The sequence below is a fragment of the bacterium genome (assembly GCA_012517375.1).
Lineage (GTDB): Bacteria > Hydrothermota > Tepidihabitantia > B3-TA06 > B3-TA06 > JAAYVC01.
This window is the reverse complement of record JAAYVC010000095.1, coordinates 34690-58455: the sequence shown is the minus strand read 5'-3', so window position 1 is coordinate 58455 and position 23766 is coordinate 34690. Positions and strand designations below refer to the sequence as shown.

Sequence of the window (23766 nt, the reverse complement as noted above, 5' to 3'; positions counted from 1 at the left end):
CCTTTCAGAATTCGGGTTGACACTACTTTTCGCCTGTATATAATCCTTCCACATGATCGCGTATACCCCCTCTGAAGACCCGCGGTATGGATTTGCGGTAGGCCGTGTGCGTTCGCGCGAAGCCAGAATTCTTTCCCGACAGCAGTTTGAGCGGCTTTCCGAATCGCGCAGCGAGGATCAGATCATCTCTTCTCTAGCCGATACGCCGTATTCAGAGACAAGAGCTGACGACGTAGATACAATGCTCGGCCGCGCGGAGGCAGAGGAAGAAGCTTTTTTTCTGCGCTATCTTGAGGAAGAAGACATCCGCGACTTCTTTAATGCGCCTAATCTTGCTTCCAATCTCAAGTTAGCACTTCGCAGATTGTACGGCGCTGAAATAGACGATAGTCTCTTCGTTCCCAAAGGTTCACCCTCAATTGAGGTGTTCAAGAAGATGCTTGAAGGAGAATCTGTAAGTGCGCCTCTCTGGTTGAAGGACGCGGCAGGCGAAGCAGTAGCCGCAAACATCAGGAACGTGGACGCTTTTAGTATTGACGTCATAATCGATAATGCCCTCGTAGAACATCTGTATCTGGTTTCAAAAGGGTATTCATTTTTGAGGGCGATTCTGGTTCACCAGGTTGATTCGACAAATCTCCTTACCTTCCTCAGGTTAAAATTCTCAGAAGGAGAATGGGATGTTTTTGAAAAAGGCTTTCTGCCGTACGGTGCAGTAAAGATTGAAAGATTCAAAATATTGTGGGAGCAGGGCAGGGACGGTATATCATCATCCGTTTTAAAGATTGACAGTTACAAATCCTTTTCAGAGGGATTAAAAGCGGTTTCGGAGAGTTTTCTTTTGCTTGAAAAGCAAATAAAGGAATCGGAACTCTTGTTGCTATTGTCGACGCGGAGACTCACATTCGGTTACGAACCTCTTGTCGGGTACGCGCTCATAAAGCGTGAAGAGCGCAAGAACATAGCGCGAGTTGCCACAGGACTGCGGTATGGACTGGAAAAAGAAACCGTAAGGAATTCAATTGCATGGTTTGACTGAAAAGGTTTCGAGCGAAGCCTGTATTCTGGGACCGAAGGAGCTGCTCGAGCCATTCAGAGCGGTAGGTCTTAAAGGTATTGTTGCAGGAAAATCGGATGCTCTTGAAAGAGCGAAAGCTCTTTCTCAGAGCGACTACAAGATAGTATTTTACGCCGAAGAGTTTTATCCTCATTTAAGAGAATTTCTTCTAAAGCGGCAGGGCGGGGTTTTCCCGACCTACATCCCTATTCCTTCGCTGGGTGAAGGAGAAAGGTACGCTTTAGAACGCTTGAGAGAATTAATCAAAAAGGCCATTGGAGTAGATGTCTACTGGGAGCAAAAGTGAGAAAAGAAGATACCGGTCGCATAGTTAAGGTTTCAGGACCCCTAGTTGTCGCAGAGGGTATGAGCACCTCGAAGATGTACGATGTGGTTAAGGTTTCGGAAAAACGTCTGGTCGGAGAGATAATCGGTCTTACAGGCGACAGAGCGTCCATTCAGGTTTACGAAGATACGGGTGGGATAGGCCCGGGAGAACCCGTGTATCCGACCTTCGAACCTCTTTCAGTCGAGCTTGGTCCAGGACTCATGGAAGCCATTTACGACGGCATCCAGCGTCCATTGTCCGACATCAGTGAAAAAACGGGAGCATTCATATCCCGCGGTGTGGAAGTCCCTGCTCTTTCAAGACAGCGCAGGTGGCAGTTTAATCCTTCTGCAAAAAAAGGCCAGAACGTAAAACCCGGCGATATCCTCGGTACGGTAAAAGAAACCATCCTTGTAGAGCACAGGATAATGGTTCCGCCCGGAGTTTCAGGCGAGGTAGTGGAGATAAACTCCGGCAGCTTTACAATCGAAGAAACCGTTGCCGTTATCAAGAATGCCGACGGGAAAAAGGCTGAAGTGACAATGCTCGAACGCTGGCCGGTCCGCAAGCCCAGACCTTATGAACGCAAATACGCTCCGCATGAGATACTTTCGACCGGACAGCGCGTGGTTGATGCTTTTTTCCCTCTGGGTAAGGGAGGAACCGCCTGCGTTCCAGGACCTTTCGGTTCTGGAAAAACGGTAATCCAGCACCAGCTTGCTAAATGGGCTGATGCCGAGGTCATCGTGTACGTGGGCTGCGGAGAGCGCGGTAACGAGATGACCGACGTTCTCATCGAGTTCCCTGAACTCAAGGACCCCAAGTCCGGAGAACCCCTTATGAAACGGACGGTACTCATAGCCAACACATCTAACATGCCGGTTGCTGCGCGCGAAGCCTCAGTCTACACAGGAATAACTATCGCAGAATATTTCCGCGATATGGGCTACTCCGTGGCCCTTATGGCAGACTCGACCTCAAGGTGGGCAGAAGCAATGCGCGAGATATCCGGCAGGCTCGAGGAGATGCCGGGCGAGGAAGGTTATCCTGCATACCTCTCCGCCCGTATCGCCGAGTTTTACGAGCGGGCCGGGCTTGTCGAGTGCCTTGGCTCGGATTCAAGGCGTGGCGCGCTTTCCGTAATAGGAGCAGTTTCGCCACCCGGAGGAGACCTTTCCGACCCTGTAGTGCAGGCGACCCTTCGCGTCGTGAAGGTGTTCTGGTCGCTTGAAGCGAACCTTGCCTACGCCCGCCATTTTCCTGCCATCTCCTGGCTTCGTTCGTACTCCTTATACTCTGACTCAATAGCCTCATCCCTTAAATCGGTCATCGGTCCGAAGTTCCTCGAGGATTCAAAGGAAGCCATGAGGCTTCTTCAGGAGGAGGCCGATCTCGCTGAGATAGTCCGTCTCATAGGCATTGACGCCCTTTCGCCTAACGAGCGCCTTATAATGGAAGCCGCGCGCTCTATCCGCGAGGATTTCCTGCATCAAAACGCATTCCACGAGATTGACACATACGCAAGCCTTGATAAGCAGGCGCGCATGCTCTCCCTTGTACTCAGATACTTCCGCGAATCGAAGAAGGCGCTCGAACAGGGCGCCGGGCTTGACGGCCTTATCAATCTGCCCGTAAGGGAGAAGATAGCCCGAGTCAGATACCTGCCTGAAGCCGAACGGGAAAGCATCACGAAAATCGAAGAAGAAATCACCACAGATATTTCAGCTTTGAGAAAGGATGTATCATGACCCGTAACACCCGTAATACCAGTAATACCCGTAACACCCGTAGCACCAGCGACACCAGTGATGCATCAGATGTAACTAGAGCCTTTAAAGGCATAACCGATTACCAGACTATCTCCTCAGTTGCAGGGCCTTTGCTTCTTGTCGAGGGAGTGGAGGGAGTCAAATACGAAGAACTCGTTGAGATTTACCTTCCGTCAGGCGAACGCCGCAGGGGCAGAGTGCTTGAGGTCAACCAGGATAAGGCTCTTATCCAGATATTCGAGGGTTCGTCCGGAATCGAAATAGGCCAAACACGCGTGCGCTTTCTCGGTAAGGGCATCACCCTGGGTGTCTCCGAAGAGCTTTTAGGCAGGGTATTCGACGGTCTTGGCAGGCCGCGCGACCACTCTCCCGCAATCATACCCGAGGAGTTCAGGGACATAAACGGTCTTCCTATCAATCCTTTCTCAAGAAGCTACCCTAACGAGTTCATCCAGACAGGCATCTCCGCCATCGACGGCCTCAACACGCTAGTTCGCGGTCAGAAGCTGCCCATCTTCTCAGGTTCCGGTCTTCCTCACAACCGCATGGCCGCGCAGATTGCCCGGCAGTCCAGGGTTCTTGGAACGGGCGAGGAGTTCGCAGTCGTCTTCGGAGCAATGGGCATTACCTTCGAGGAGGCAGAGTTTTTCATCGAGGATTTCCGACGCACTGGCGCTCTTGAACGCACCGTCCTTTTTCTTAATCTTGCCGATGACCCGGCAATCGAGCGAATCGCAACACCGCGCGTGGCATTCACCGCAGCCGAGTACCTGGCTTTTACAAAGAATTACCACGTTCTCGTCATCTTGACCGATTTGACCAACTACTGCGAGGCGCTTCGCGAGATCTCGGCAGCAAGAAAGGAGATTCCCGGCAGGCGCGGTTATCCCGGCTATCTCTACACTGATCTTGCGACTATCTATGAGCGGTCCGGAAGAATCAAAGGCTCTAAGGGTTCCATAACCCTCATACCCATACTTACCATGCCTGAGGACGATAAGACCCATCCTATTCCCGACCTCACAGGCTACATCACCGAAGGTCAGATAATCCTCTCCCGAGTCCTCAACAACAAGAACGTCGCGCCTCCCGTAGACGTTCTTCCTTCTCTCTCTCGTTTGAAGGATAAGGGCATCGGCAAAGGCAAGACTCGTGAGGATCATGCCGATTCCTTCAATCAGCTATATGCGGCTTACGCGAGAGGGAAAGAGGCTCAGGAACTTGCGGTCATTCTCGGAGAGGCCGCTCTCACGGATATAGATAAGCTTTACATGAAGTTTGCGGAGGATTTCGAACGCCGCTACATCTCCCAGTCGGAATATGAGAACAGAACAATAGAGTATACGCTCGACCTGGGCTGGGAGCTCCTGACCACGCTTCCAAGATCTGAAATGAAGCGCGTCCGTGATGAGAATCTTGCGAAATACTTCGATGCAGCCCTTGCCGGCAAGGATTCGAAGAAGGACTGAGTTGAAGACCTTTTATAAGAGAATTGCTCAATCTGCGGAAGAGAGGTTTTCGTGAGATTGAACGTCAACGCGACAAGGATGGAGCTCCTGAAGCTGAGGCGGAGACTCGTTATCGCGGAGCGAGGCCACAAACTTCTCAAGGACAAGCTCGAAGAGCTCATGCGCAATGTCTACTCTCTTGTCGACGAGATTCAGGCTCTCCGGAAGGAGGTGGAGGACGCACTGAGGAAAGCCTTTGCCAGATACGCTTTGGCCAAGAATCAGCGTAATCCCCGCTCGGCCGATATCGCAACGTCGCTTCCGTCTGTGAAACTCGAAATAGAATCAGGGACGAAAAGAATCCTTAACGTAAAGGCGCCGACCTTCAAGCCAAGGCTCGAAGGAAAAATGCGGTGCTACGGTTTTCTCGAAACGTCTGCCGAGCTTGACCTTTCGCTTGAAGCTATATTCGCCGTTCTCGAAAAGATGGTTCTATTGGCCGAGAAGGAGAAGACACTTGAACTTGTTGCCGAAGAGATTGAGCGTACCCGGCGGCGCGTGAATGCCCTGGAATACATAGTGGTCCCGAATATCAAGGAAACGATCTCCTACATTAACCTGAAGCTTTCGGAGATGGAGCGAGGGAATCTCACTCGCCTCATGAGGATTAAAGAGATAATAAGGGGTTAGGATGCGGCGGTATCACGTATATCTTATCGTATGGGTGTTATTCCTGGTCGCGCTTTCCCTCATACCGGGAAGGATAACGCCTGCTCACAAATTCCCCATGGATAAGATACTGCATTTTTTTGCATTTTCGTATCTGGGATACCTTACCTCAAGGTCATTCGGATGGTGGGCAGCAATTCTCGTTCTCGCCTTCGGAGCAGGAAACGAGTTTCTTCAACTTCTTGCTCCTGGAAGGCAGGTGGGCTTCTGGGATATAGCATTCAACGAAGCAGGCATAATAACCGGATATTTTCTTGGCTACTGGAGAAAGAAACGTGCGCTTTCAGCGGGTTAAAGGAACCAGAGACGTCCTTCCGAGAGAGGGTTTCGCGCGACAGGAGCTCCAGGAACTCGTCTCAAGATACTTCCTTAAGGCCGGAATCCTGCCAATTTTGACGCCCACATTCGAATCCTGCGAGCTTTACGAACGTTCCACTGGTCAATCTTCCGATATCGTCACCAAGGAGATGTACCACTTCAAGGATATGGCTCAGAGGGAACTTGCACTTCGTCCCGAGGGAACCCCCTCTGTTATACGCGCCGTACTGGAAAACAATCTCAAACTACCCATACGGTTGTGGTACATGATGCCCATGTTCAGGCAGGACAAACCGCAAAAGGGCCGCTACCGAGAACACACGCAGATAGGCGTCGAGATTCTGGGCGAGGCAGAGTCTGGGGTCGACGTCGAATTGATAAAACTCGGATACGACCTTTTCTCGAACATAGGAATCGCAGGGCTTTACCTCGAACTCAACTCGATAGGATGCAGAGAGTGCAGGCCCGGCTATACGTCAACCCTTGTGGCCTTTCTCGAAAAGCATAAAGAAGACCTTTGCGACGACTGCAAGCTGAGGATGACCCGCAATCCCTTAAGGGTGTTCGACTGCAAACTCCAAAGGTGTCAGAATATTCTGAAGGACGCTCCGTCGCAATCACAATATCTGTGCGAGGAGTGTTCGGCGCATTTTTCAGGCGTCAAAAGAGGTCTCGGCACCTTTTCGATACCGTATACCGAAAACGCTCGTCTGGTCAGAGGACTCGACTACTATTCCCGTACCGTCATAGAATTCAAATCGACAACACTCGGCGCCCAGGATACCGTCTGCGGCGGAGGCAGGTACGACTACCTCATGGAGGAGATGGGCGGGCAGCCGGCTCCTGGCATAGGTTTCGCTTTCGGTGTCGAACGCGCGCTCCTTGCTTCGAAGGGGGAATCGATTCTCGAATTCCCGGGTTACGCCATACCGCTTCTTTTGCTTCCTTTAGGTGAACGTGGAGCAAGCTTTGGCCTGGAACTCGCCTTCAGGCTCCGCGAAAAAGGAATCCATGTCCAGCTCGAATACCGCGAGGCAGGTCTTTCCAAACTCCTTAAGCGCGCTTCCGCAAGAAACGCAAGGTATGTACTGATAATAGGCGACGATGAGATAGCTAAAGGACGCTTTATCTTGCGAAACATGACAACCAGTGAGCAGAAGGAAGTCTCTGCAGACGACTTATACAAGATTCCGGAACTTATGTCTCCCGCGGTTTTGTTGACAAGCGGTGATAATTCAATAACATAAAGAATGAGAAGGATTGCCGTAGTCAACCAAAAGGGCGGGGTCGGCAAGACCACCACCGCCATCAACCTTTCGGCCGCGCTAGCGGTTGCCGAAAAACGGGTTCTTCTCATCGATGTGGATGCCCAGGCAAACGCCACATCCGGTCTGGGGATAGACAACCGCGAGCCGAAGCTTTCTACATACGAGATATTCATGGACCCGGAGCGTACCCGCGAAGCCGTACAGGGTACTTCTGTAAAGTACCTTGACATTATACCGGCGTCGCTCGATCTTGCAGGCCTTGAGATAGAGCTGATCGACTCAGAGGCAAGGGAAGCAAGACTTAAACGAGCGATAGAAGGGCTTGATTCCTACGATTACGTCATTATGGATGCTCCGCCTTCGCTCGGCATCCTTACCCTCAATGCGCTTGTTGCTGCCGAGGGCGTGCTTATTCCGGTTCAGTGCGAGTACTATTCTCTTGAGGGAATCAGCAAGCTTACTGATACCCTCAACCGCGTCAGGCAGTCCCTAAATCCCGGTCTCGAGATTTTCGGTGTGCTTCTGACTATGTACGACCCCCGCACGAATCTTGCAGACCAGGTCGCAGAGGAGGTAAGAAAGTATTTCTCGGGAAAGGTTTTCGTAACTATGATTCCGCGTAACGTTCGCCTTGCCGAGGCTCCGAGCTTCGGCCAGACCATCCTTCACTACGACATCAACTCAAGAGGCGCCCAGGCTTATCTCGAGCTTGCGAGCGAGGTGATATCGCGTGGCTAGAAAAGCGCTAGGAAAGGGAATCGAAGCGCTGATCCCTGCAACCGTCCAGAAGGACTCAAAGGAACCGCCGCTCACGCTTCCTGTAAAGCTCATTGCCGATAACCCGTACCAGCCGAGAAAGGTGACGGGCCAGGAGGTCGCCGAACTTGCAGCTTCAATAAGGGAGCACGGGGTGCTGCAGCCGATAGTCGTTCGAAAACACGGCTCAGGCTATCAGCTTGTAGCTGGCTCGCGCAGGCTTAAGGCGTCCCAGCTCGCAGGTCTTACTGACGTTCCGGTCGTCATCAAGGAAGTTACCGAGAAGCAGATGCTGGCGCTTGCTTTGGTTGAGAACCTTCAGAGGGAGAACCTTAATCCTATTGAGTCTGCGCTTGCATACAAGCAGTTAAGCGAGGAGTTCGCCATGACCCAGGAGGAGATAGCAAGGATTGTCGCAAAGGACCGCTCCACTGTTGCGAACACCATGAGGTTGCTGTCGCTTCCGCGAAAAGCCAGATTGTTCATTGAAGAGGGCAAGATATCGGAGGGACATGCAAGGGCGATGCTTTCCATCACGTCCGTATCGCTTATCGAAAAGGTATGCGACAGAATAGTGAGCGAAGGACTTACCGTGAGGTCTGTCGAGAAGATAGCGCAGTCGTCAAACAGGGTAACGATGCCAGAGCGGCGCAAGCAGCATGACGGAATAAGGGCGTCCACTGAAGAATTCCTTGGAGAAAAGCTTGGTGTAAAGGTAAGACTCCTACGTTCCGGAAAGGGCGGTCGTCTAGAACTTCTCTTCTCTGACGAATCGGAACTGTCAAGACTGATAGAGTGGTTCAAAACCAGATGAACCGGGATTTGTTTTTCAGTTTTCTTGAGATCCCATCTCCATCCGGTCACGAAGGAATGGCCAAGAGATTTCTTGAAGAGTATCTTGATTCGATTAGCGTCCGTTCTTTTGACCTTGGTACTTCAGGCCTGAGCTGGGAGATAGGCCAGGGTGAGAGAACGGCGCTTTTTTTCGCGCATCTTGACCAGGTGTCCTTGATCGTCGAACATGTAGATGATGAAGGCTACATATACGTCAAGATGCCCGGCATCGATCCTAGGATAGTGGTTTCACAGGAGCTAACCGTGCTTGGGAAAAAAGCTCTAAGGGGCGTTGTAGGTATGAGCCCGCCGCACTTCGTCACCGAAGAAGAGCGCAGACAGACAATTCCTGCAGACAAGCTTTACATAGACGTCGGTATGAAGGCTGAGGAGCTAAGAGGGATTGTCGGAACCGGAGACCCGTGTGTCTGGAATTCCAAACCGAAGGCGCTTCAAGGTTCTCTCGTGACCTCAGCCGGCCTGGATAACAAGGCGGGTGTATTTCTTTCTTTGCTTCTTACCAAGGAACTCAACGCGCGCAAGCTTCCCGGCAAGATTCTATTCGTCGCATCCGCACAGGAGGAGGTCTCGATGTTAGGGGCTTCATCCGCTGCAAGAAGCATGTCCTCCGCTCATCCTTCTTTTGCCGTTGTCGCCGATGTTACATACGGAATTTCTCACGGATCGAGCGATTATTCATTTCCCTTGGGTGCAGGCCCGACGCTGGGCGTTGGTCCTGTCTTGTCAAAGCCGCATCTTGAGGCAATAAAAAATAAGGCTGAGACGCTATCCGTGCCCTATGGTCTGGAACCTCTCGGACGCTCTACAGGCACAGAATCGGACGTCATTACCCTTATAGCCGAAGGTTTGCCTGCGGCGCTTATTTCAATACCAGTCCGCTACATGCATACGCCCGTCGAGGTGATGGACATGAAGGATGTCGAGAATGCCTCGCTTCTTCTTTCAAGAGTGTTTGCGGATAAGGAGATATGGAGTCTTTAGACAGAGAATTCCTTAAAGAACTGACGGACACGAACGGGCTTCCCGGACTTGAAGATGAAGTCAGGACGCTCATCCACGACAAAGTCTCAAGCTATGCCGATGAAGTCGAAACTGACTGGCTCGGCAATCTCTATATGACTAAGGGGAAGGGAAATCGCGGACCTCATCTCGCCTTTGCAGCGCACATGGATGAGGTCGGGCTGATGGTCGACAGGGTGGACGAAGATGGATATATCAAGCTTACTCCTCTGGGCGGTATAGACCCAAGGGTCCTTCTTGCGAAGAGAGTGACCGTCGGAAAGGAACGGATACCTGGCGTCATCGGCAGCGTACCGCCTTTCCTCGTGGATGCCATGGATTCAAAAAAAGTTATAGGCATAAAAGATTTAAGGTTGGATATAGGAGCATCATCAAAAGCGCAGGCCCAAAGCCTTGTATCGCCAGGAGATCCGGTCGCTTTCGATACGAATTTCGAAGCAAGAGACGGCATCATAAAGGGAAAAGCTTTTGACGACAGACTCGGCTGCTACATACTCGCAGAACTCATTCGCGAAGACTATGATGTACCGGTTACCTTTATCTGGACGGTGCAGGAGGAGGTGGGATTGCGAGGCGCAAGAATAGCCTCCGCAAGGGTTAAGCCGGATATACTAATCGTCGTTGAAGGTACTGGCGCAGGCGATGTTCCGGTCGATAAAGACACGTCGCGGCTTCCGAGAATCGGCAAGGGTCCTGTCATTACCATACTGGACGGAAGCGTTGTCGCGAGCAGAAGACTTATGGATTTCATAACGAATACGGCGGACGCTTGCGGCCTGCCTTGGCAGTATAAAAGACCTCTTGTCGGCGGTACTGATGCAGGCGCTGCGGTAAGGGTTAAATCTCTTGATGCGGCCGTTGTGGCAGTACCTTCTAGATACATACATTCGCCTGTTGCAATTTCATCCACTGATGATATAATTAATGCAATAAAGCTAGTTAAAAAAGTGACACATGATTTAAAGAGGCGTTACATTGAACGTTGAATTGCTAAAGAAAGTCTGCTTCCTTTTTGGACCTACGGGCAGGGAGGCTTTGTTTGTCGAGTATTTGAAGAAAGAACTAAGCGATGCCGGTTTTGAAGTATCAATAGACAATCTCGGAAATCTTAAGGGCTTCCGCGGGAAAGAGCCTTATGAGCTTTTTGTCACTAACACCGACCAGCGTTCGTGGGTGGTTGAACACAAGGACGCTGAGGGCGTAATGCATCTGAAAACGCTTCCATCCGGTCCGGTTCAGGAAGGCGGCTGGGCCCTCGATGAAAAGGGAAACCGCTATTTGGTGTCGCCTTCGTGCGACGGGAAGGAGCAGCGCGCCGAACCACTTTTCGCTGGCGATATTTCTGCAGGCACGTTTCTTGTTCGGGCGCCCGAGTTTTTCGAAACAGATAATTCAATATATGCAAGCGCCCTTTCCGACAGGCTCGCCTCGGCTATTCTGCTCGAACTCGCATCAAAATCGGGTGAAATCAAAAAGCCTGTTGCCTTTCTTTTTTACACAGGGAAGCATCTTGGATATATGGGACTTACATCGTCAATGGCGGGTATGAGCGTCTCGAATACGTTCGTTCTTGAAGCGATGCCTTCGCCATCCCAAAACAGCGAGGGAAGCGTGTTGTTGCCGGTGAGAACCCAGCGGAGTATTCCCTCGTCAAACACGAGGGAGTATGTAAGCGATCTTGCCGCGAAGGAGAAAGTCGTCGTTAGGAATACAATAAATTTAGAGCATTCATCGGCATCGGACATTCTCGCAAGGGCGGGTTTAGAATGTGCCGTATTAGGAATACCATTAGAGCGCTACGCTCAGGGGGTCGAGAAGGTAAGGAAAACCGATTACGATGCATTGCTTAAGCTCGTATGGAGGCTTGTGAAATGAAGCCAAAAGAGCAGAAATCGAATAAAAAACAGCAGGAGCTGAAGCTGGATAAACCACCAAACGGTGAAGCTACAACAAAACCCGTAGAGCGGACCCCGAAGCGTTACGATAAACCGCTTAGTATCCCGAAGAGGATATCCTTCAATATCACACCCAACTACACAAACAAATACTTCGGCAAAACCTATTCGAGGAACGCGGTTCTGGCAATACTATCAGGCATTGGAGTTTTCGTAGCGGGCGTCATCTTCATGCTTATTTATTCCCTTCAAATATACGGACAAGTAGCTGAGGTCCATTACTTGCGAAGGAGAAACTCCGAACTTGAAGAGGGTTTGGTCAACTTGCCCGTTCTTAAAAAGGAACTTGCGACGAGCGAGAAGAAACTCGACCAGCTCAGGATAATGCTCGGACTTGCCAAAGCTCCCGGACCTGTGGATTCAACAGAACTTGTTTTTCAGTACAGGCCTATTATCCCGAAGCTGGACAGCCTGGACACCTTGCCTCCTGACACGAATCTTATAGAGAAAGACGTAGAAGGTTTTTATCCTCAGGTACTACCCACGGTAGGTTTCCAGGTTTCTCGTGGCTTTTCTCAATCGCACCCCGGAATAGATTTTGCAACGTCTGAGGGGAAGCCTGTTTTTGCTACGGCTGAGGGTGTTGTAAGCGATGTAGGTGTCGATTCCACATACGGCAATTTTCTTAAGATACGACACGGGCCTTATTACGAAACTTTCTACGGACACCTGCAGTCTGTTACGGTGAAAAAGGGAGAAAAAGTAAAAATGAATACAATAGTGGGCTTTGTGGGCAACACAGGCCGCTCGAGCGGACCTCATCTTCACTTCGAAGTGCGCCACAAAGGAACCCCTATAGACCCCTCTAACCTTTTCATCCTCAAACGCGAATATAAAGGAGGAGTATACAATGAATAGCACTGGCAAAGACGCCAAGCTTGATACGATAATTGGAAAAGAGACAATAATTACAGGCAACGTTAAAACTAAGGGCAGTCTCCGTATAGACGGAGAGTTCGAAGGCAACATAACCGTCTCCGATACCTTCACGGCCGGTTCAAGCGCCCGGGTTAAAGGCGACGTTCGCTGCAAGGATGCCTTTGTCGGCGGAAGAATAGAGGGTAACGTCTATTCGCACGGCAAGGTTGAGATGCATTCAGGGGCGAATCTGACTGGCGACGTCACATGCAAAGGGCTCGTGATTCAGGACAACGTCTTTTTTGAAGGCCGATGCTCGATGAAGGAGAAGGAGGAGACTAAGAAGTGACGTTATGAATGCCGCACTGTGTGCGACACTTGCGTTGCTGTGGTCAATGCCTCCCAAGGCGGGGGTAACGTTATCAGCTAATGCCTGGCAAAGATACGGAGAACTGGGACTGAATCAATCCAGGGGATTCGCTCGGACAACAACTGGAAACATACAGATCCAGACAGTATCCGGAACTAGGCGTTTCCCTGTAGTGTTCATGTCGTATTCAGACGTCGGGGCTGAGTATGATGCCTCTGATTTTCAGGCTATGCTCTTCGACGGACCTTGGACCAGCGGGTCCGCGCACGACTATTACGAAGAGGTTTCCTACGGAAAAGTTGATCTGCGAGGCCAAGTAGTCGGGCCGTATCCTGCAAAATACACTGCATCCTACTATGCCGACGACAACTACGGCATAGGCAACAACTATGCGCGTTCGGCAGGCGCGCTCGTTCTTGAGGCCTGTCAGGCGTCCGATGCATCGGTCGACTACTCGCTGTACGACAACGACGGCGACGGGTATGTAGATATCTTCACCGTCATACACGTTGGCTACGGAGCAGAGGAGACCGGAATCACCGGCGATATCTGGTCCCACGAGTTCTCTCTCTCAGGCTGGGCGTCCTACGGAGGCCCTGGCGTCTATGAGACGAACGATGCCGATCCCAATCACCCGGGCCAGAAGATAAAGATAGACGTCTACACCATCAACCCCGAGCGCTCAAGCGAGTCCGTCGATGGAACGATATCGAGCATTGGCGTATTCTGCCACGAGTGGGGCCACGGATTCGGCTTGCCCGACCTCTACATCACCGATGGTCCATCCTCAGGCTCTGCAGGTCTCGGCATCTTCTGCCTCATGGCATCTGGTTCGTGGGGCGGAACGCCTGCTGGTTCATCTCCTGTTCATCCCTCTGCGTGGTGCAAGTATCTCCTCGGCTGGGTGGAACCGCAGTCGCTTGAGAGGGGAGCCCTTGAAGAGGTTGATGCGGCGGAGTTCGCCGAATCGAATTCATCCGCCTCGGCATGGAGGATATTTGCGAACCCATCCGGCGCCGAGTGGTCTTTCGAGAAAGCCGGCATAGGAGAATATTTTCTTGCCGAAAACCGAAGGCGCAAGGGATTCGACAAGGGATTGCCCGGAGACGGGCTTCTTGTACTCCATGTCGATGAATCCCAGGAGAACAACAACAATCTTTCGAATCCTCTGGTAGGAATTATGCAGGCCGACGGCAGCCCTCAATTCCTCTTCACCTCGGGCCAGGGTTCGGCATCCGATCTGTGGAAGTCCGACAGCTTCGGTTTCTCGAACTCCTCGGTGCCATCCAGCAGATTTTATGACGGCGTGCCTTCGGGCGCTTCCGTATCCCTCATATCAGAAGCCGACAGCATAATGACGGCCAGATTAGAGATAGCGGCTCTTCTTCTCGGCAGAACCTACTCTTATCCTAATCCCTTCAACGCGCATGAAAGGGAGAAAGTAACCATCGTCTACGAACCTACGGACGAAGAAAAGACCCAGGGTCAGTACCCCGATTTCAAGGTCTACATCTACAATCTCGCGGGCGAGCGGGTCAGGGTTCTCGATGAGAAGCCCGCTGAGATAAGCGTCTACGGTCGAGTCGCTTACTGGGACGGCAGGAACGACGGCAAGAAACCGGTGGCTTCCGGACTTTATTTCTATATAATCGAAACGTACGAAAACGGATTGGTCAAAGAGCGGAGCAAGAGTACGCTGACTCTTGTTCGATGATACAGTTTGGAGGAAATTGTGAATGAAACCAAAAGGGCATTGATAACAGGTGCGGCAGCAGGAATAGGCAGGTCAATAGCGTTGGAACTGGCAGGCACTTACCGCGAGATTCTTCTGGATGTTAACGAGGAAGGACTCAAAGAAACAAAGAAACTCGTCGAAGACGCTGGAGGAGAGGCTTTTTTTTACAAAGCCGACGTTACATCTCTCGATGCGATGAATGAGCTTGCCTTGCGAATAGAGCAGGAGCAGGGCACTGTCAGCATAGTAATAAACAACGCCGGGATAACGCGCGACACGCTGTTCATCCGCATGGACTCAAATACCTGGGAAACGGTGCTTAAGGTCAATCTCACTGGCGCATTCAATGTATCAAAGGCTTTCGTCAAGTCGATGATGAAGGAGCGCTGGGGCCGTATAATCAATATGAGTTCGGTAGTCGGGCAGATGGGAAACGTAGGCCAGGCAAACTACTCGGCATCCAAGGCGGGCCTAATTGGCTTTTCAATGACTCTTGCACGCGAGCTGGGCTCGAGAAACATAACGGTAAACTGCGTGGCGCCAGGGTATATCCAGACGCCAATGACGGAAGTCCTGCCCGATGAGGTCAAGGAATACTTCCTCAAACAGATTCCCCTGAAGCGGCCGGGCACCCCGGAAGACGTTGCAAAGGTCGTCAAGTTCCTTTGTTCGGATGACGCCTCCTACATCACCGGTCAGGTGATCAGGGTGGACGGCGGAATGCTCATGTAGCGGGTCAAGATGTTTTCTGTGCTTCTCGTTTTTCTTTTCTCCACTCCCAGGGAGGATTTCGATCAGGCGGTTGAGGCTTACCGCAACGGGCTTTACGGACCCGCGCTCTACGCGATGGAACAGCTTCTGCTTGAACCCGGTTTCGAGGCACAGGACAGCGCGCTTCTTATCGCCGGACAGTCCGCATTCGCGCTTTCGAGATACGACAAGGCCCTGCGCTACCTTGAGCGCCATCTTGCCGAATCTTCCGACCCTGACCCTTACGCTCTTGAAAGATGCGTAATCTCATCCCTTGAATTGGGGCAGCTCGCAAAATCCTACGAACTATTCATGAAATATCCGCGTCTTGAACCTGCGAAGGACGTGAAGCTTCGCCTCGCAATGAAACTCGAGGAGGCAAAGGAGTACGAGCGCGCGCGCGATGTCTATATGACCATTGACGACCCTGATCTGCGGCTCATGGGTGCAAAGATGCTTCTTGCCGCAGGAAGACAAGATCTCCTGAGACCGTATCTTGCCGATCTTGAAAAAACCTATCCGCAGGTTGCGGCAACTGTTGCTTCGCTTCAGATAGATGCAACCCTTGCAAGGGCAGACAGCCTTTCTTCAATGGAGGCGGGTCTTGCAATGGGCGAGCCGTCGACAATCAACCCGGCGCAGGCATACGCCTTGGGTAAACTTTTCGAGAGTTTCTCTCTCTACGAGGATGCGGTCGAGTACTTTGAATCGGCTTCAAAACAGCATTATTACGATGCCCTGCTTCCCCTTGCTTCTTCCTATTCGCTTCTGGGCAATACGCCAAAAGCCCTTAAGGCTTACGACGATGCTCGAAAGAAGCTTTCCTTCACTCAATCCGATCGCGCCCTCGAGGCGAAGGCAAGAATACTATCGGGACTCGAATACGATGCACGGGCTTTGACAGACGCCAGCTTCAAGACATGGGATGAATTCGAAAAAGTGCTGGATGCACTCAGCGAAAAGAAAGATTTCCAGACGTACGATAGACTTCTTTCTCTGTCGAAATTCGAAAGGGTAGAGGACATCTTAAGAAGGGCAAGGTTTGCAAACTCGCGAGGACTTCCCAAGGAAGCGCTCGATTATTATAGCGATTTCCTTAAAAGGGCGCCTTATTCGGTAAACCGCTCCGAGGTTCAGAGGGAAGCTGACATCATTAAATACTTTGAATTCAAAGACGCCGATGCCGCCTTAAAAAAACTGGTAAGGGCAACGACCTCTTCGGAGAAGGGCAAGATTCTTTTCGAGGATGCGAAGGATTACGAGGGCGCAATCTCCTTCCTTGATACCGTTGCGACTCCTCAGGCGTTTTACTACTCCGCCTTGTCCTATGAGCGCCTTTACCTGAAGGATGGCAAGGTTAGATTGCTTGACAAGGCAAGGGAGAGATACGAGAATCTATACTGGCAGTTTCCTGAGGACGCTCTCGTCGAGGACGCTCTGTACCGTCTCTTCCTCATAGAACTAAGGGATCCCCTGAAGAAGATGGAGAGGGCGCTCAACTATCTCGACCACTTTCCCGAAGGCCGCTACTCGGATGAAATCCGTTTCCTTCTGGGCGGTGTCCAGCTTTCTCTTGGCGATACTGTTGCGGCCCGAAGCGAGTGGGAGAATCTTTATCTGACAAAACCGAAGAGCTCCTACAATCTTCCCGTGCTGTACGAGCTAGCGGAGCTGGCGCTGCTTGAGGCTGATACAAGCGACGCGTCGGCGAAGTTCAACCTTATACTTTCAATATCTCCCCACGATACTGTCTATTATCTTGCATTAAAGAATCTGGCCGAGATAGAGGAGTCTCGAGGACGCAATCTTGAGGCGCTTTCGCTTTACAGAAACATGGCAGTCGAGCTCGGCGTGATACCGCGGGATATCTGGCACAAAGCGCTCGGACTCATATTCAAGCTGAGGCAGTACAACGAACTGGATGAGTTTGCACGCGCTCTCGAGGATTCGGAGTACCAGGACGAAATCTCGTTCTGGATTAAGGTCGCGAAAGTCGAGAGCCAGCTTGCAAAGGTCGACGATGTCAAAAGCTTGATGCATCAGAGGCCCGCTGCGCTCAAGGACCCATATCTTTACTGGTCCGGAGTCGGATTAAGCCTCGTTGATCACAACAGACTCGGAAGGCATCTGCTTGAACGTCTGGTCAGTGAAGGCAGGGATTCGAGTCTTGTATCAAAGGCCGACTTCCTGGTCGCTCAGCACCAGCTTGCCGGCGGCGAGGACTCAAACGCCGTCGCAACCTTGCGAAAACTCTATGCGGCCAACCCTACGGATACGCTCGTTCTATCCAAACTCGTGACGGCGCTCTACCGCTCCGGCGAACTGAAGGAAGCGGATTCGTTGTGGATGAGGCTCGATCTGCTGAGTCCAGGAGACCAGTCCGCACTGCTTCTTGAAAAGGTTGGCTATCTTCTCAACGCGGGAAGTGTTGACGAAGCGGACAAGGTACTTTCGTCCCTTTCGAACGTTCGTTCGCTCATGCGCAACGAGAACTACATCTACTATAAAGGATTGACTGCGGCAAAAGCCGGCAGGCAGGAGGAAGCCCTCGAGAATTTCAAGGCGTTCCTCGAAGCCTTTCCGCGCAGCCAGCTTGTACCCGCCGTTCACTTCAAGCTGGGAACGCTCTTCTACATGATCCAGGAGCTTGACAGCGCCGCCCTGCATTATTCCGACGCTCTCGCGGACCCTGATCTTCGTTCCTCAGCTCTTCGCAATCTTGCCGTTATTGCAAGGAACAAGGAGGAATACAACAAAGCCTTCGAGTATTTTGAAACCCTTGTGAACGAATCCAGCTCTCCCGAGGAGCGCGGCGATCTTTACACCGAACTAGGCATAACGGCATACAATGCGTACAAGTTTTCGCAGGCGGTCACGTACTTCGAGAAGGCCACTCCGCTCGTCACGAAGGACAGAGCAAGGCTCCTTTACTGGACTGCCCGTTCGTACGCCGCTTTTGCAGACCCTGAGCATACCGAGAAGGCGGTCTCCCTGTTCCTTAAATGTCACGATGAATTCCCGCAGGATCAGTGGGGACTCGAGAGCTGGTTCCAGGCCGGTTCGGGCTACGTTCAGCTCGAGCGTCTTGAGGATGCAAGGGTTATTTTCGAGGCCATCATCGCTTCGCGCGGCATCAACGACCCCTTCGGGATGCGGGCGCAGGAAGCGTTGGATGAATTAAAATAAACAAATATAAGGGGGACAGATGACAGCTTTTTTTACAGCAATCCTTTTTTTCTCAAGCATAAAGGCCGGAGAATGGACAAGTCTTTTGAACTCCAACAGGATTTACGACATCGCGCCCTCGGACGAAGGCGCATGGTGCGCGACTAACGGCGGAGTCCATTTCTTTTCGCTGGAGGACTCTTCATTTACGCTCTCGTTCAGAAACACGGACGGTTTGCCTCACAACACATCGAGGGCTATTGCCATTACTCAAACGGGTGAACTCTGGGCCGGAACCGATCTTGGGCTGGCCCTTATCGTGCCTTCTTCGGGCGCGGCCAGGCGCTACCAGGGTATTTCTGATACTGTTTTCTCTCTTGCCTTGTCCGGAGATACGCTTGCAGTGGTGACAAAGACAGGGATCTATATCATACGAACGATGAATACACCCGGCAGCTTTGAAGATGACGATGTATTCTTTTTTACTCCTGAGAACTCTCAAGAGTATTCGATTCGAAAGGCCGCATGGTTCATGGGGGATTTATGGATGGCGACATCCATAGGTTTGTTGCGCTACTATCTTAATGGAGACTCAACTCAGTGGTATGCGATTTCAAAAGGGCTTCCATCCTCCGACGTTGCAGACGTATGCATCGAAGAATCCATGGTTGCGCTGTGTTCGAAAGGGTTTGCCAGATACGATGCGGATTCCGGCTTCTTCAAGACTGTTTATGCCTTTCAGGACCCCCTGCCCCAGTTCACTTCTATCGCAGAGGCAGGAGACACTTTTTACGTTTCCACGCTCGGAATTTCAGGGACTTACAAGAGTCTGTTCAGATACGTAGAATCTCTCGATACGCTTGATACTATCGGGTTTTGGATAAACGCATCTGCGGGCACAGCCCCTCACTGGATGAGGACGATTTCCTGCGTAAGGACGGACGCTTCGGGAAGAGTATGGGCGGGAGCATCAGGTGAGTTCGCAGGAGACGGCCTGGTTGTCTGGGACGTGAAGAAGAATCGCGTCAAGGTTGTAGACAATCCTGGGCTTAATTCGAACTACATATTCCACGCGCTTCTTGATGATAATCAGAACCTCTGGACCGCGCACTGGTTTGCTTATAATGAACGAGGCGTCACACGATATCACGATGGGCATTGGGAGAACTTCATTTACAGGGCTTATACGGAGAATGATACCGTAGATTTCGACGCATCCACCAAGATCACTGCCGTTGATTCAAAGGGAAGAGTTGTTTTCGGAGGATGGTGGGGCGGCAGAGGCGTTACAAGATTCGATCCGGTCGCGGGCGCATGGGAGGAGCACTCATGGGGCGCTTCGCCCGTGTCGAACAGGGTTTCATGGCTGGCGGTTGACCCTCTGGACAGGATCTGGGTCTCCATATTCTACTCGAACCAGCTGCGCGTCCTATCAGATGACCTCGAAGAGATTGCGGTCCTGGACTGGCCCTACGACTATGTCTGGGACCTTAAGTTCGACTCCAGCACGCTCTGGGCCGCGACAAGCGCAGGACTTATCTCATACAAGCCGCAGGACTTCGTCTCCGACCTCGAGCACGGCGAGTTCAGCGAGCGTCTTCTTACGAACTCCAAGGTTACGGGCATAGCTCTGGACGGCCGGGGCGGATGCTGGGGCGCAACCAATGAGGGAGTGTTCCACTGGACCCAGAACTCAACAACCCGCTACAACCAGAACAACCTTTCGATGATGGAGAACGATATTGTCGACGTGGACCGGGATCCCTGGGGCAGACTGTACTTCCTCATGAAGCACAAAGGCTTGCTGGTGCACGATCCGGCAGGCGCTGCATACGACACCTCCGCAGGGCTGTGGCAGATTTTCACGACATCCAACAGCTCCATCATGCCGGGATTCGACTACACGACGCTCTCGGCGGACCGCACCGGACGTGTTGCAATAGGCACTGCAGGGGGAGGGGTGTCACTCTTCACCATGCCCAAATACACCGACACAACGTCTGAAAAAATATCCGTATACCCTAATCCTTGCTATGCGTCGCTTGGACTGCCCGTGCGCTTTACGCCGCTCGACGACGCGCAAAGCGTTGTCATCTACACCCTGGCAGGGGAGAGGGTTGCGGAGATTCCCTCGTCCGGGTTCCGAACCATACAGGGCGTAAAACAGGCGGAGCTCGGGGTGCAGAACCTTTCAGCCGGGCTCTACATAGCGGTCGTGCGCTTTGCCGCGCGCTCCGAGCGCGTCAAGTTCGTGATACTGAAGTAGAAGTTTGTTTATGAGAGTATTCTAAACGTTTACCTGTCAGAGTTACTTCACCAAACAGGCATTATCTCAAGAGCCGAACTAATAGGGAAAAAGGGAAGACAGGATGTCCTTGTTTCCTATCAAGGTCTTGCCGTTGTTCTTGAGGGTTCCTACTCCAAGCAAGATGCCGAAGCCGATGCTAAGAAAAGAATAGAGCAATTAAGCGCAGATATGGCTATTGCTATTTATTATCCTCCTGAGTTCCCACAAGGCCTGTCCGAACCCAAGACTAAGGAAAAGCTCAAGAGCACAAGGTAAACCGACCTGCTTAATCTCTACAAAGAAATAGGGTCGGCTTTCACTCAGTGGATCGGGTCTTAAAACAATACCTGAGCACCCAACACCCTCGAAATTGACCATCATTTGACCATCTTCTGACCATCTTTTGACCAGCTTTTGGGGAGTATTTGTCCATAAAACCTGACCTCAAGCGTGCTACGGCGAGCGGAAAGCGTGCCACAAACCGAGTCAGGATTAATGAATCACTGCACTTATGCCTGCCTTATTCCTTGAATTGTGGATTGTGGATAACTTTATAGCGGATTCGAGAGGTTGTAAAAACATACTCATCATAAGTTTAAGCAAGGAATATCTTACAGCCAGTAAGACGAGCATGCATTTACAGCGCCTTGACGAGCTCATTTTTTGTTAGTTAAGTTCAGGTCTAAAGGGACTTGACAAATCCTTAGTTCTATTGTAAAATATTACACGCAGAAATGTATTTCTGCTTTTTGAATGTGGAAATCTTTTAAAGGAGGCTTTACATGAGGAAAGTCTTAATTTCAGCACTTTTGGTTTTGACCGCCGCTTTTGCTTACAACACAAATCTCGGTAATCGCGGAACTTACAACGTTTACTCAGGCAGCTGTGAAGATATGGGTATGCTTACCATCGACTTGAACGCCCTTGGAACGATGATAAATATCCAGGATACGGTGATTGGCAATGATACGGTAACTGCGCAACTTACAGAAGTGCTGCCATACTTTGGACTTTCTTTTACGCCCTGGCATTACCTTGAGTTTGGTCTGTGGGGGCACGGTCGATATGCAACCATAGGAAATTACAGTTCGGCAGTTTCTGATTTTTACAACGATCTCGGGCTTTCGGTCAAAGGCGGAATACCTATATATTTCAATGAAAACAACAACTTATATATCGCGCCGGGCATAGACGGTTTCGCGTACATGCACGGCTTGGGAACGCCTGCACAAAGTTACGGTTTTGGCGGCCTTGGATTGTTTACATTTAATGCCGCCTGGTTTGGCATTCATCTAAATGGCGGATATGAATACATAACAGGACCTACAACCACTAGCAATGTTCTTGGAGGAGCCGGACTTGAGATTTGGCCTTTCAAGTTCGCAGGAATAATAGTTGACGGTACTGCAAGGATTCCATCTAATGATTTCGCAAATTTCGCAAATTATTTAAGAGTAACTCCTGGATTGCGCTTCGGTTTTGGCGGAAGAGTCGTAAAGTTCAATATCAATCTTGGTGCTGAGCTTGAGCCTATGCAGACGCCTTTCCGCTGGCATGCGCTAGCCGGCTTTGGACTGGGTTTTGATCTGATGCCATCTAAAGAAGGACTGATATCCGGACTTGTTGTGGATAAAGAAACTCAGAAGCCTATTGAAGGGGCAAAAATATCAATTGAAGGATCTTCTGATATAGAACCTTATACTACAGGTCCCGATGGCCGGTTTACGATATCCAGACCGTCTGGAGAGTACACATTGCTTGCAGAGCATCCAGATTATTTAGCAACAAAGACCGCCTCGGAATTAATTGAGCTCGAAGGCGGAACGGTAATGCTAGAGCTTTCCAAATATTCAGCAGGAGCAACAGTTGTAGGCGTAGTATCCGATGCAGTTGATGGAGATCCGATTTCAGCGGTACTTTCGTTTGTCAATATTAGCGCAGATACAATTATTTCATCCTTTAAGAGTGATCCTGTATCTGGTTATTATAGAGCAATAGTGCCTGCCGGAACCTATAAGGTCAATGTAGAAGCAAATGCCTACAAAAAATCACATAAGAGTATGCTTCTTAAGGAAGCAGATGAACTTGTGGTAGATTTCAGGCTTGAGAAATCTGCTGAAGGACCTCAACCAAAACCACTTGTTTTTCCAGTTGTATATTTCGGCAGAGGTGAAGTGTTTGTTTCTCCAAAAAACTATGCTATGCTGCAGCAGGTTGTCGATATCCTTAAAACAAATCCGTATGTTAAGATTGAACTTCAGGGAAATACTGACAGCGTAGGCGATTCGGAATCAAATTATTACGTATCGGTAAAACGCGCTGAATCTGTTAAATCCTTTCTTGTAGGAAACGGCATATCTTCCGATCGAATCAGTGTTGTTGGATTCGGAGAATCCAGACCTCGTGGCAATAATCGTACGAGAGTTGGCCAGGATATGAATCGCCGCGTTGACATAATTGCGTTGTAGATTTAGAATGTCTTAGGAGGCTTATCATGAAGCGTGTCGTGGTTTGGGTTGTCTTCTTAGGGGTAATAGGAGTAATACAAGCAGCCGATTTACCTTATGGAACGGTTTCTAGTGAAGAAGGCGTATACACCTTAGAGTTAATAGGTTTGGGTTTTGCCTACGAAAGCCCGCCCGTTGATACTGCTAAAGTCAACCCGGAGACTTTTGTCTTAAAGATATATTCGAGAGTTCAAGAGCTTGAGGCGGCTGAAACCTCAATGGGTTCGGTTCCGGTAAGTCAAAAAGTCTTAGTAAAACCATCGGCAATCAGGTTGGGATACAATACGTATCCTCTTGAAGTCATTGAATTGAGCAGCAACTATCTGGAAGCCAAAGTATTTTCAAGCAAGGTTACCGAACTAGGACAAATCGTTTCTGGGGAGCAACTAGGTACAATCAAGTTAGTTCTTACCGTTTTCACAGGACTTCCTGGCGGAAAGGGAACGTTGACCTTGGGAAAAAAGAATTACACCTTGTATATGTATCGCAAAGAAGCTCTTGAAGGATTCAACCGCTGGATTAACGAAATAGAGTAGAATAGTTTTGCTTAATATTTTTTTGCTGCTTTGTGCGGCTTTTTGGGGTGATACT

General features: G+C 50.6%; 20 protein-coding genes. All 20 read left to right on the top strand.

Annotated elements, in window-relative coordinates; genetic code table 11:
• Positions 1-52 precede the first annotated feature (52 nt).
• Entirely contained in the window at positions 53-1039 is a 987-nt protein-coding gene (locus tag GX441_10105) for a V-type ATPase subunit (protein ID NLI98994.1), read from the top strand.
• Positions 1032-1364, top strand: a complete 333-nt coding sequence (locus GX441_10100; protein ID NLI98993.1) for a hypothetical protein — start codon at positions 1032-1034, stop codon at positions 1362-1364. The genes GX441_10105 and GX441_10100 overlap by 8 nt, the downstream gene beginning before the upstream one ends.
• Entirely contained in the window at positions 1361-3133 is a 1773-nt protein-coding gene (locus GX441_10095) for a V-type ATP synthase subunit A (protein NLI98992.1), read from the top strand. Before GX441_10100 ends, GX441_10095 begins: the two co-directional genes overlap by 4 nt.
• On the top strand, positions 3130-4623 hold the full coding sequence (locus GX441_10090; GenBank protein ID NLI98991.1) for a V-type ATP synthase subunit B: 1494 nt from the start codon (positions 3130-3132) through the stop codon (positions 4621-4623). Before GX441_10095 ends, GX441_10090 begins: the two co-directional genes overlap by 4 nt.
• A 51-nt stretch (positions 4624-4674) precedes the next feature.
• Positions 4675-5292 (top strand): V-type ATP synthase subunit D, encoded by a 618-nt coding sequence (locus GX441_10085; GenBank protein ID NLI98990.1) that lies wholly within the window; start codon positions 4675-4677, stop codon positions 5290-5292.
• 1 nt (position 5293) lies between these two features.
• Positions 5294-5626: a VanZ family protein gene (locus GX441_10080; GenBank protein ID NLI98989.1), complete on the top strand. Its 333-nt coding sequence runs from the start codon at positions 5294-5296 to the stop codon at positions 5624-5626.
• Positions 5586-6896 (top strand): histidine--tRNA ligase, encoded by a 1311-nt coding sequence (locus GX441_10075; GenBank protein ID NLI98988.1) that lies wholly within the window; start codon positions 5586-5588, stop codon positions 6894-6896. Before GX441_10080 ends, GX441_10075 begins: the two co-directional genes overlap by 41 nt.
• 3 nt (positions 6897-6899) lie before the next feature.
• Positions 6900-7655: a ParA family protein gene (locus GX441_10070; GenBank protein NLI98987.1), complete on the top strand. Its 756-nt coding sequence runs from the start codon at positions 6900-6902 to the stop codon at positions 7653-7655.
• Positions 7648-8487 (top strand): ParB/RepB/Spo0J family partition protein, encoded by an 840-nt coding sequence (locus GX441_10065; protein NLI98986.1) that lies wholly within the window; start codon positions 7648-7650, stop codon positions 8485-8487. The genes GX441_10070 and GX441_10065 overlap by 8 nt, the downstream gene beginning before the upstream one ends.
• A 56-nt stretch (positions 8488-8543) precedes the next feature.
• A complete protein-coding gene (locus GX441_10060; GenBank protein NLI98985.1) occupies positions 8544-9509 on the top strand; it encodes a M42 family metallopeptidase in 966 nt (321 codons plus the stop codon).
• The gene (locus GX441_10055; protein NLI98984.1) at positions 9497-10534 is read left to right on the top strand and encodes a M42 family metallopeptidase; all 1038 of its coding nucleotides are present in this window, start codon (positions 9497-9499) and stop codon (positions 10532-10534) included. Before GX441_10060 ends, GX441_10055 begins: the two co-directional genes overlap by 13 nt.
• Positions 10524-11423 carry a hypothetical protein gene (locus tag GX441_10050; GenBank protein NLI98983.1) on the top strand — a complete coding sequence of 300 codons (900 nt, stop codon included), beginning with the start codon at positions 10524-10526 and terminating at the stop codon, positions 11421-11423. Before GX441_10055 ends, GX441_10050 begins: the two co-directional genes overlap by 11 nt.
• Complete coding sequence (locus GX441_10045; protein ID NLI98982.1) at positions 11420-12361, top strand: M23 family metallopeptidase; 942 nt, start codon at positions 11420-11422, stop codon at positions 12359-12361. Before GX441_10050 ends, GX441_10045 begins: the two co-directional genes overlap by 4 nt.
• Complete coding sequence (locus GX441_10040) at positions 12354-12710, top strand: polymer-forming cytoskeletal protein (protein ID NLI98981.1); 357 nt, start codon at positions 12354-12356, stop codon at positions 12708-12710. Before GX441_10045 ends, GX441_10040 begins: the two co-directional genes overlap by 8 nt.
• Before the next feature lie 4 nt (positions 12711-12714).
• Positions 12715-14445 carry a M6 family metalloprotease domain-containing protein gene (locus GX441_10035; GenBank protein NLI98980.1) on the top strand — a complete coding sequence of 577 codons (1731 nt, stop codon included), beginning with the start codon at positions 12715-12717 and terminating at the stop codon, positions 14443-14445.
• Between the two features lie 15 nt (positions 14446-14460).
• Positions 14461-15198, top strand: a complete 738-nt coding sequence (gene fabG, locus GX441_10030) for a 3-oxoacyl-[acyl-carrier-protein] reductase (GenBank protein ID NLI98979.1) — start codon at positions 14461-14463, stop codon at positions 15196-15198.
• Positions 15199-15207: 9 nt separating this feature from the next.
• Entirely contained in the window at positions 15208-18402 is a 3195-nt protein-coding gene (locus GX441_10025; GenBank protein NLI98978.1) for a tetratricopeptide repeat protein, read from the top strand.
• Positions 18403-18421: 19 nt separating this feature from the next.
• Positions 18422-20647 (top strand): T9SS type A sorting domain-containing protein, encoded by a 2226-nt coding sequence (locus GX441_10020; GenBank protein ID NLI98977.1) that lies wholly within the window; start codon positions 18422-18424, stop codon positions 20645-20647.
• An 803-nt stretch (positions 20648-21450) separates the two neighbouring features.
• Complete coding sequence (locus GX441_10015; protein NLI98976.1) at positions 21451-23136, top strand: OmpA family protein; 1686 nt, start codon at positions 21451-21453, stop codon at positions 23134-23136.
• Positions 23137-23162: 26 nt separating this feature from the next.
• Positions 23163-23711: a hypothetical protein gene (locus tag GX441_10010; protein NLI98975.1), complete on the top strand. Its 549-nt coding sequence runs from the start codon at positions 23163-23165 to the stop codon at positions 23709-23711.
• The last annotated feature ends 55 nt before the right edge of the window (positions 23712-23766 follow it).

Bases quoted from the DNA above. Each gene is read 5' to 3' on its own strand.
- GX441_10040 (NLI98981.1), top strand. From the start codon at position 12,354: ATGAATAGCACTGGCAAAGACGCCAAGCTTGATACGATAATTGGAAAA.
- GX441_10055 (NLI98984.1), top strand. From the start codon at position 9,497: ATGGAGTCTTTAGACAGAGAATTCCTTAAAGAACTGACGGACACGAAC.
- GX441_10010 (NLI98975.1), top strand. From the start codon at position 23,163: ATGAAGCGTGTCGTGGTTTGGGTTGTCTTCTTAGGGGTAATAGGAGTA.
- GX441_10035 (NLI98980.1), top strand. From the start codon at position 12,715: ATGAATGCCGCACTGTGTGCGACACTTGCGTTGCTGTGGTCAATGCCT.
- GX441_10060 (NLI98985.1), top strand. From the start codon at position 8,544: ATGGCCAAGAGATTTCTTGAAGAGTATCTTGATTCGATTAGCGTCCGT.
- GX441_10015 (NLI98976.1), top strand. From the start codon at position 21,451: ATGAGGAAAGTCTTAATTTCAGCACTTTTGGTTTTGACCGCCGCTTTT.
- GX441_10025 (NLI98978.1), top strand. From the start codon at position 15,208: ATGTTTTCTGTGCTTCTCGTTTTTCTTTTCTCCACTCCCAGGGAGGAT.
- GX441_10105 (NLI98994.1), top strand. From the start codon at position 53: ATGATCGCGTATACCCCCTCTGAAGACCCGCGGTATGGATTTGCGGTA.
- GX441_10080 (NLI98989.1), top strand. From the start codon at position 5,294: ATGCGGCGGTATCACGTATATCTTATCGTATGGGTGTTATTCCTGGTC.
- GX441_10070 (NLI98987.1), top strand. From the start codon at position 6,900: ATGAGAAGGATTGCCGTAGTCAACCAAAAGGGCGGGGTCGGCAAGACC.
- GX441_10020 (NLI98977.1), top strand. From the start codon at position 18,422: ATGACAGCTTTTTTTACAGCAATCCTTTTTTTCTCAAGCATAAAGGCC.
- GX441_10090 (NLI98991.1), top strand. From the start codon at position 3,130: ATGACCCGTAACACCCGTAATACCAGTAATACCCGTAACACCCGTAGC.
- GX441_10045 (NLI98982.1), top strand. From the start codon at position 11,420: ATGAAGCCAAAAGAGCAGAAATCGAATAAAAAACAGCAGGAGCTGAAG.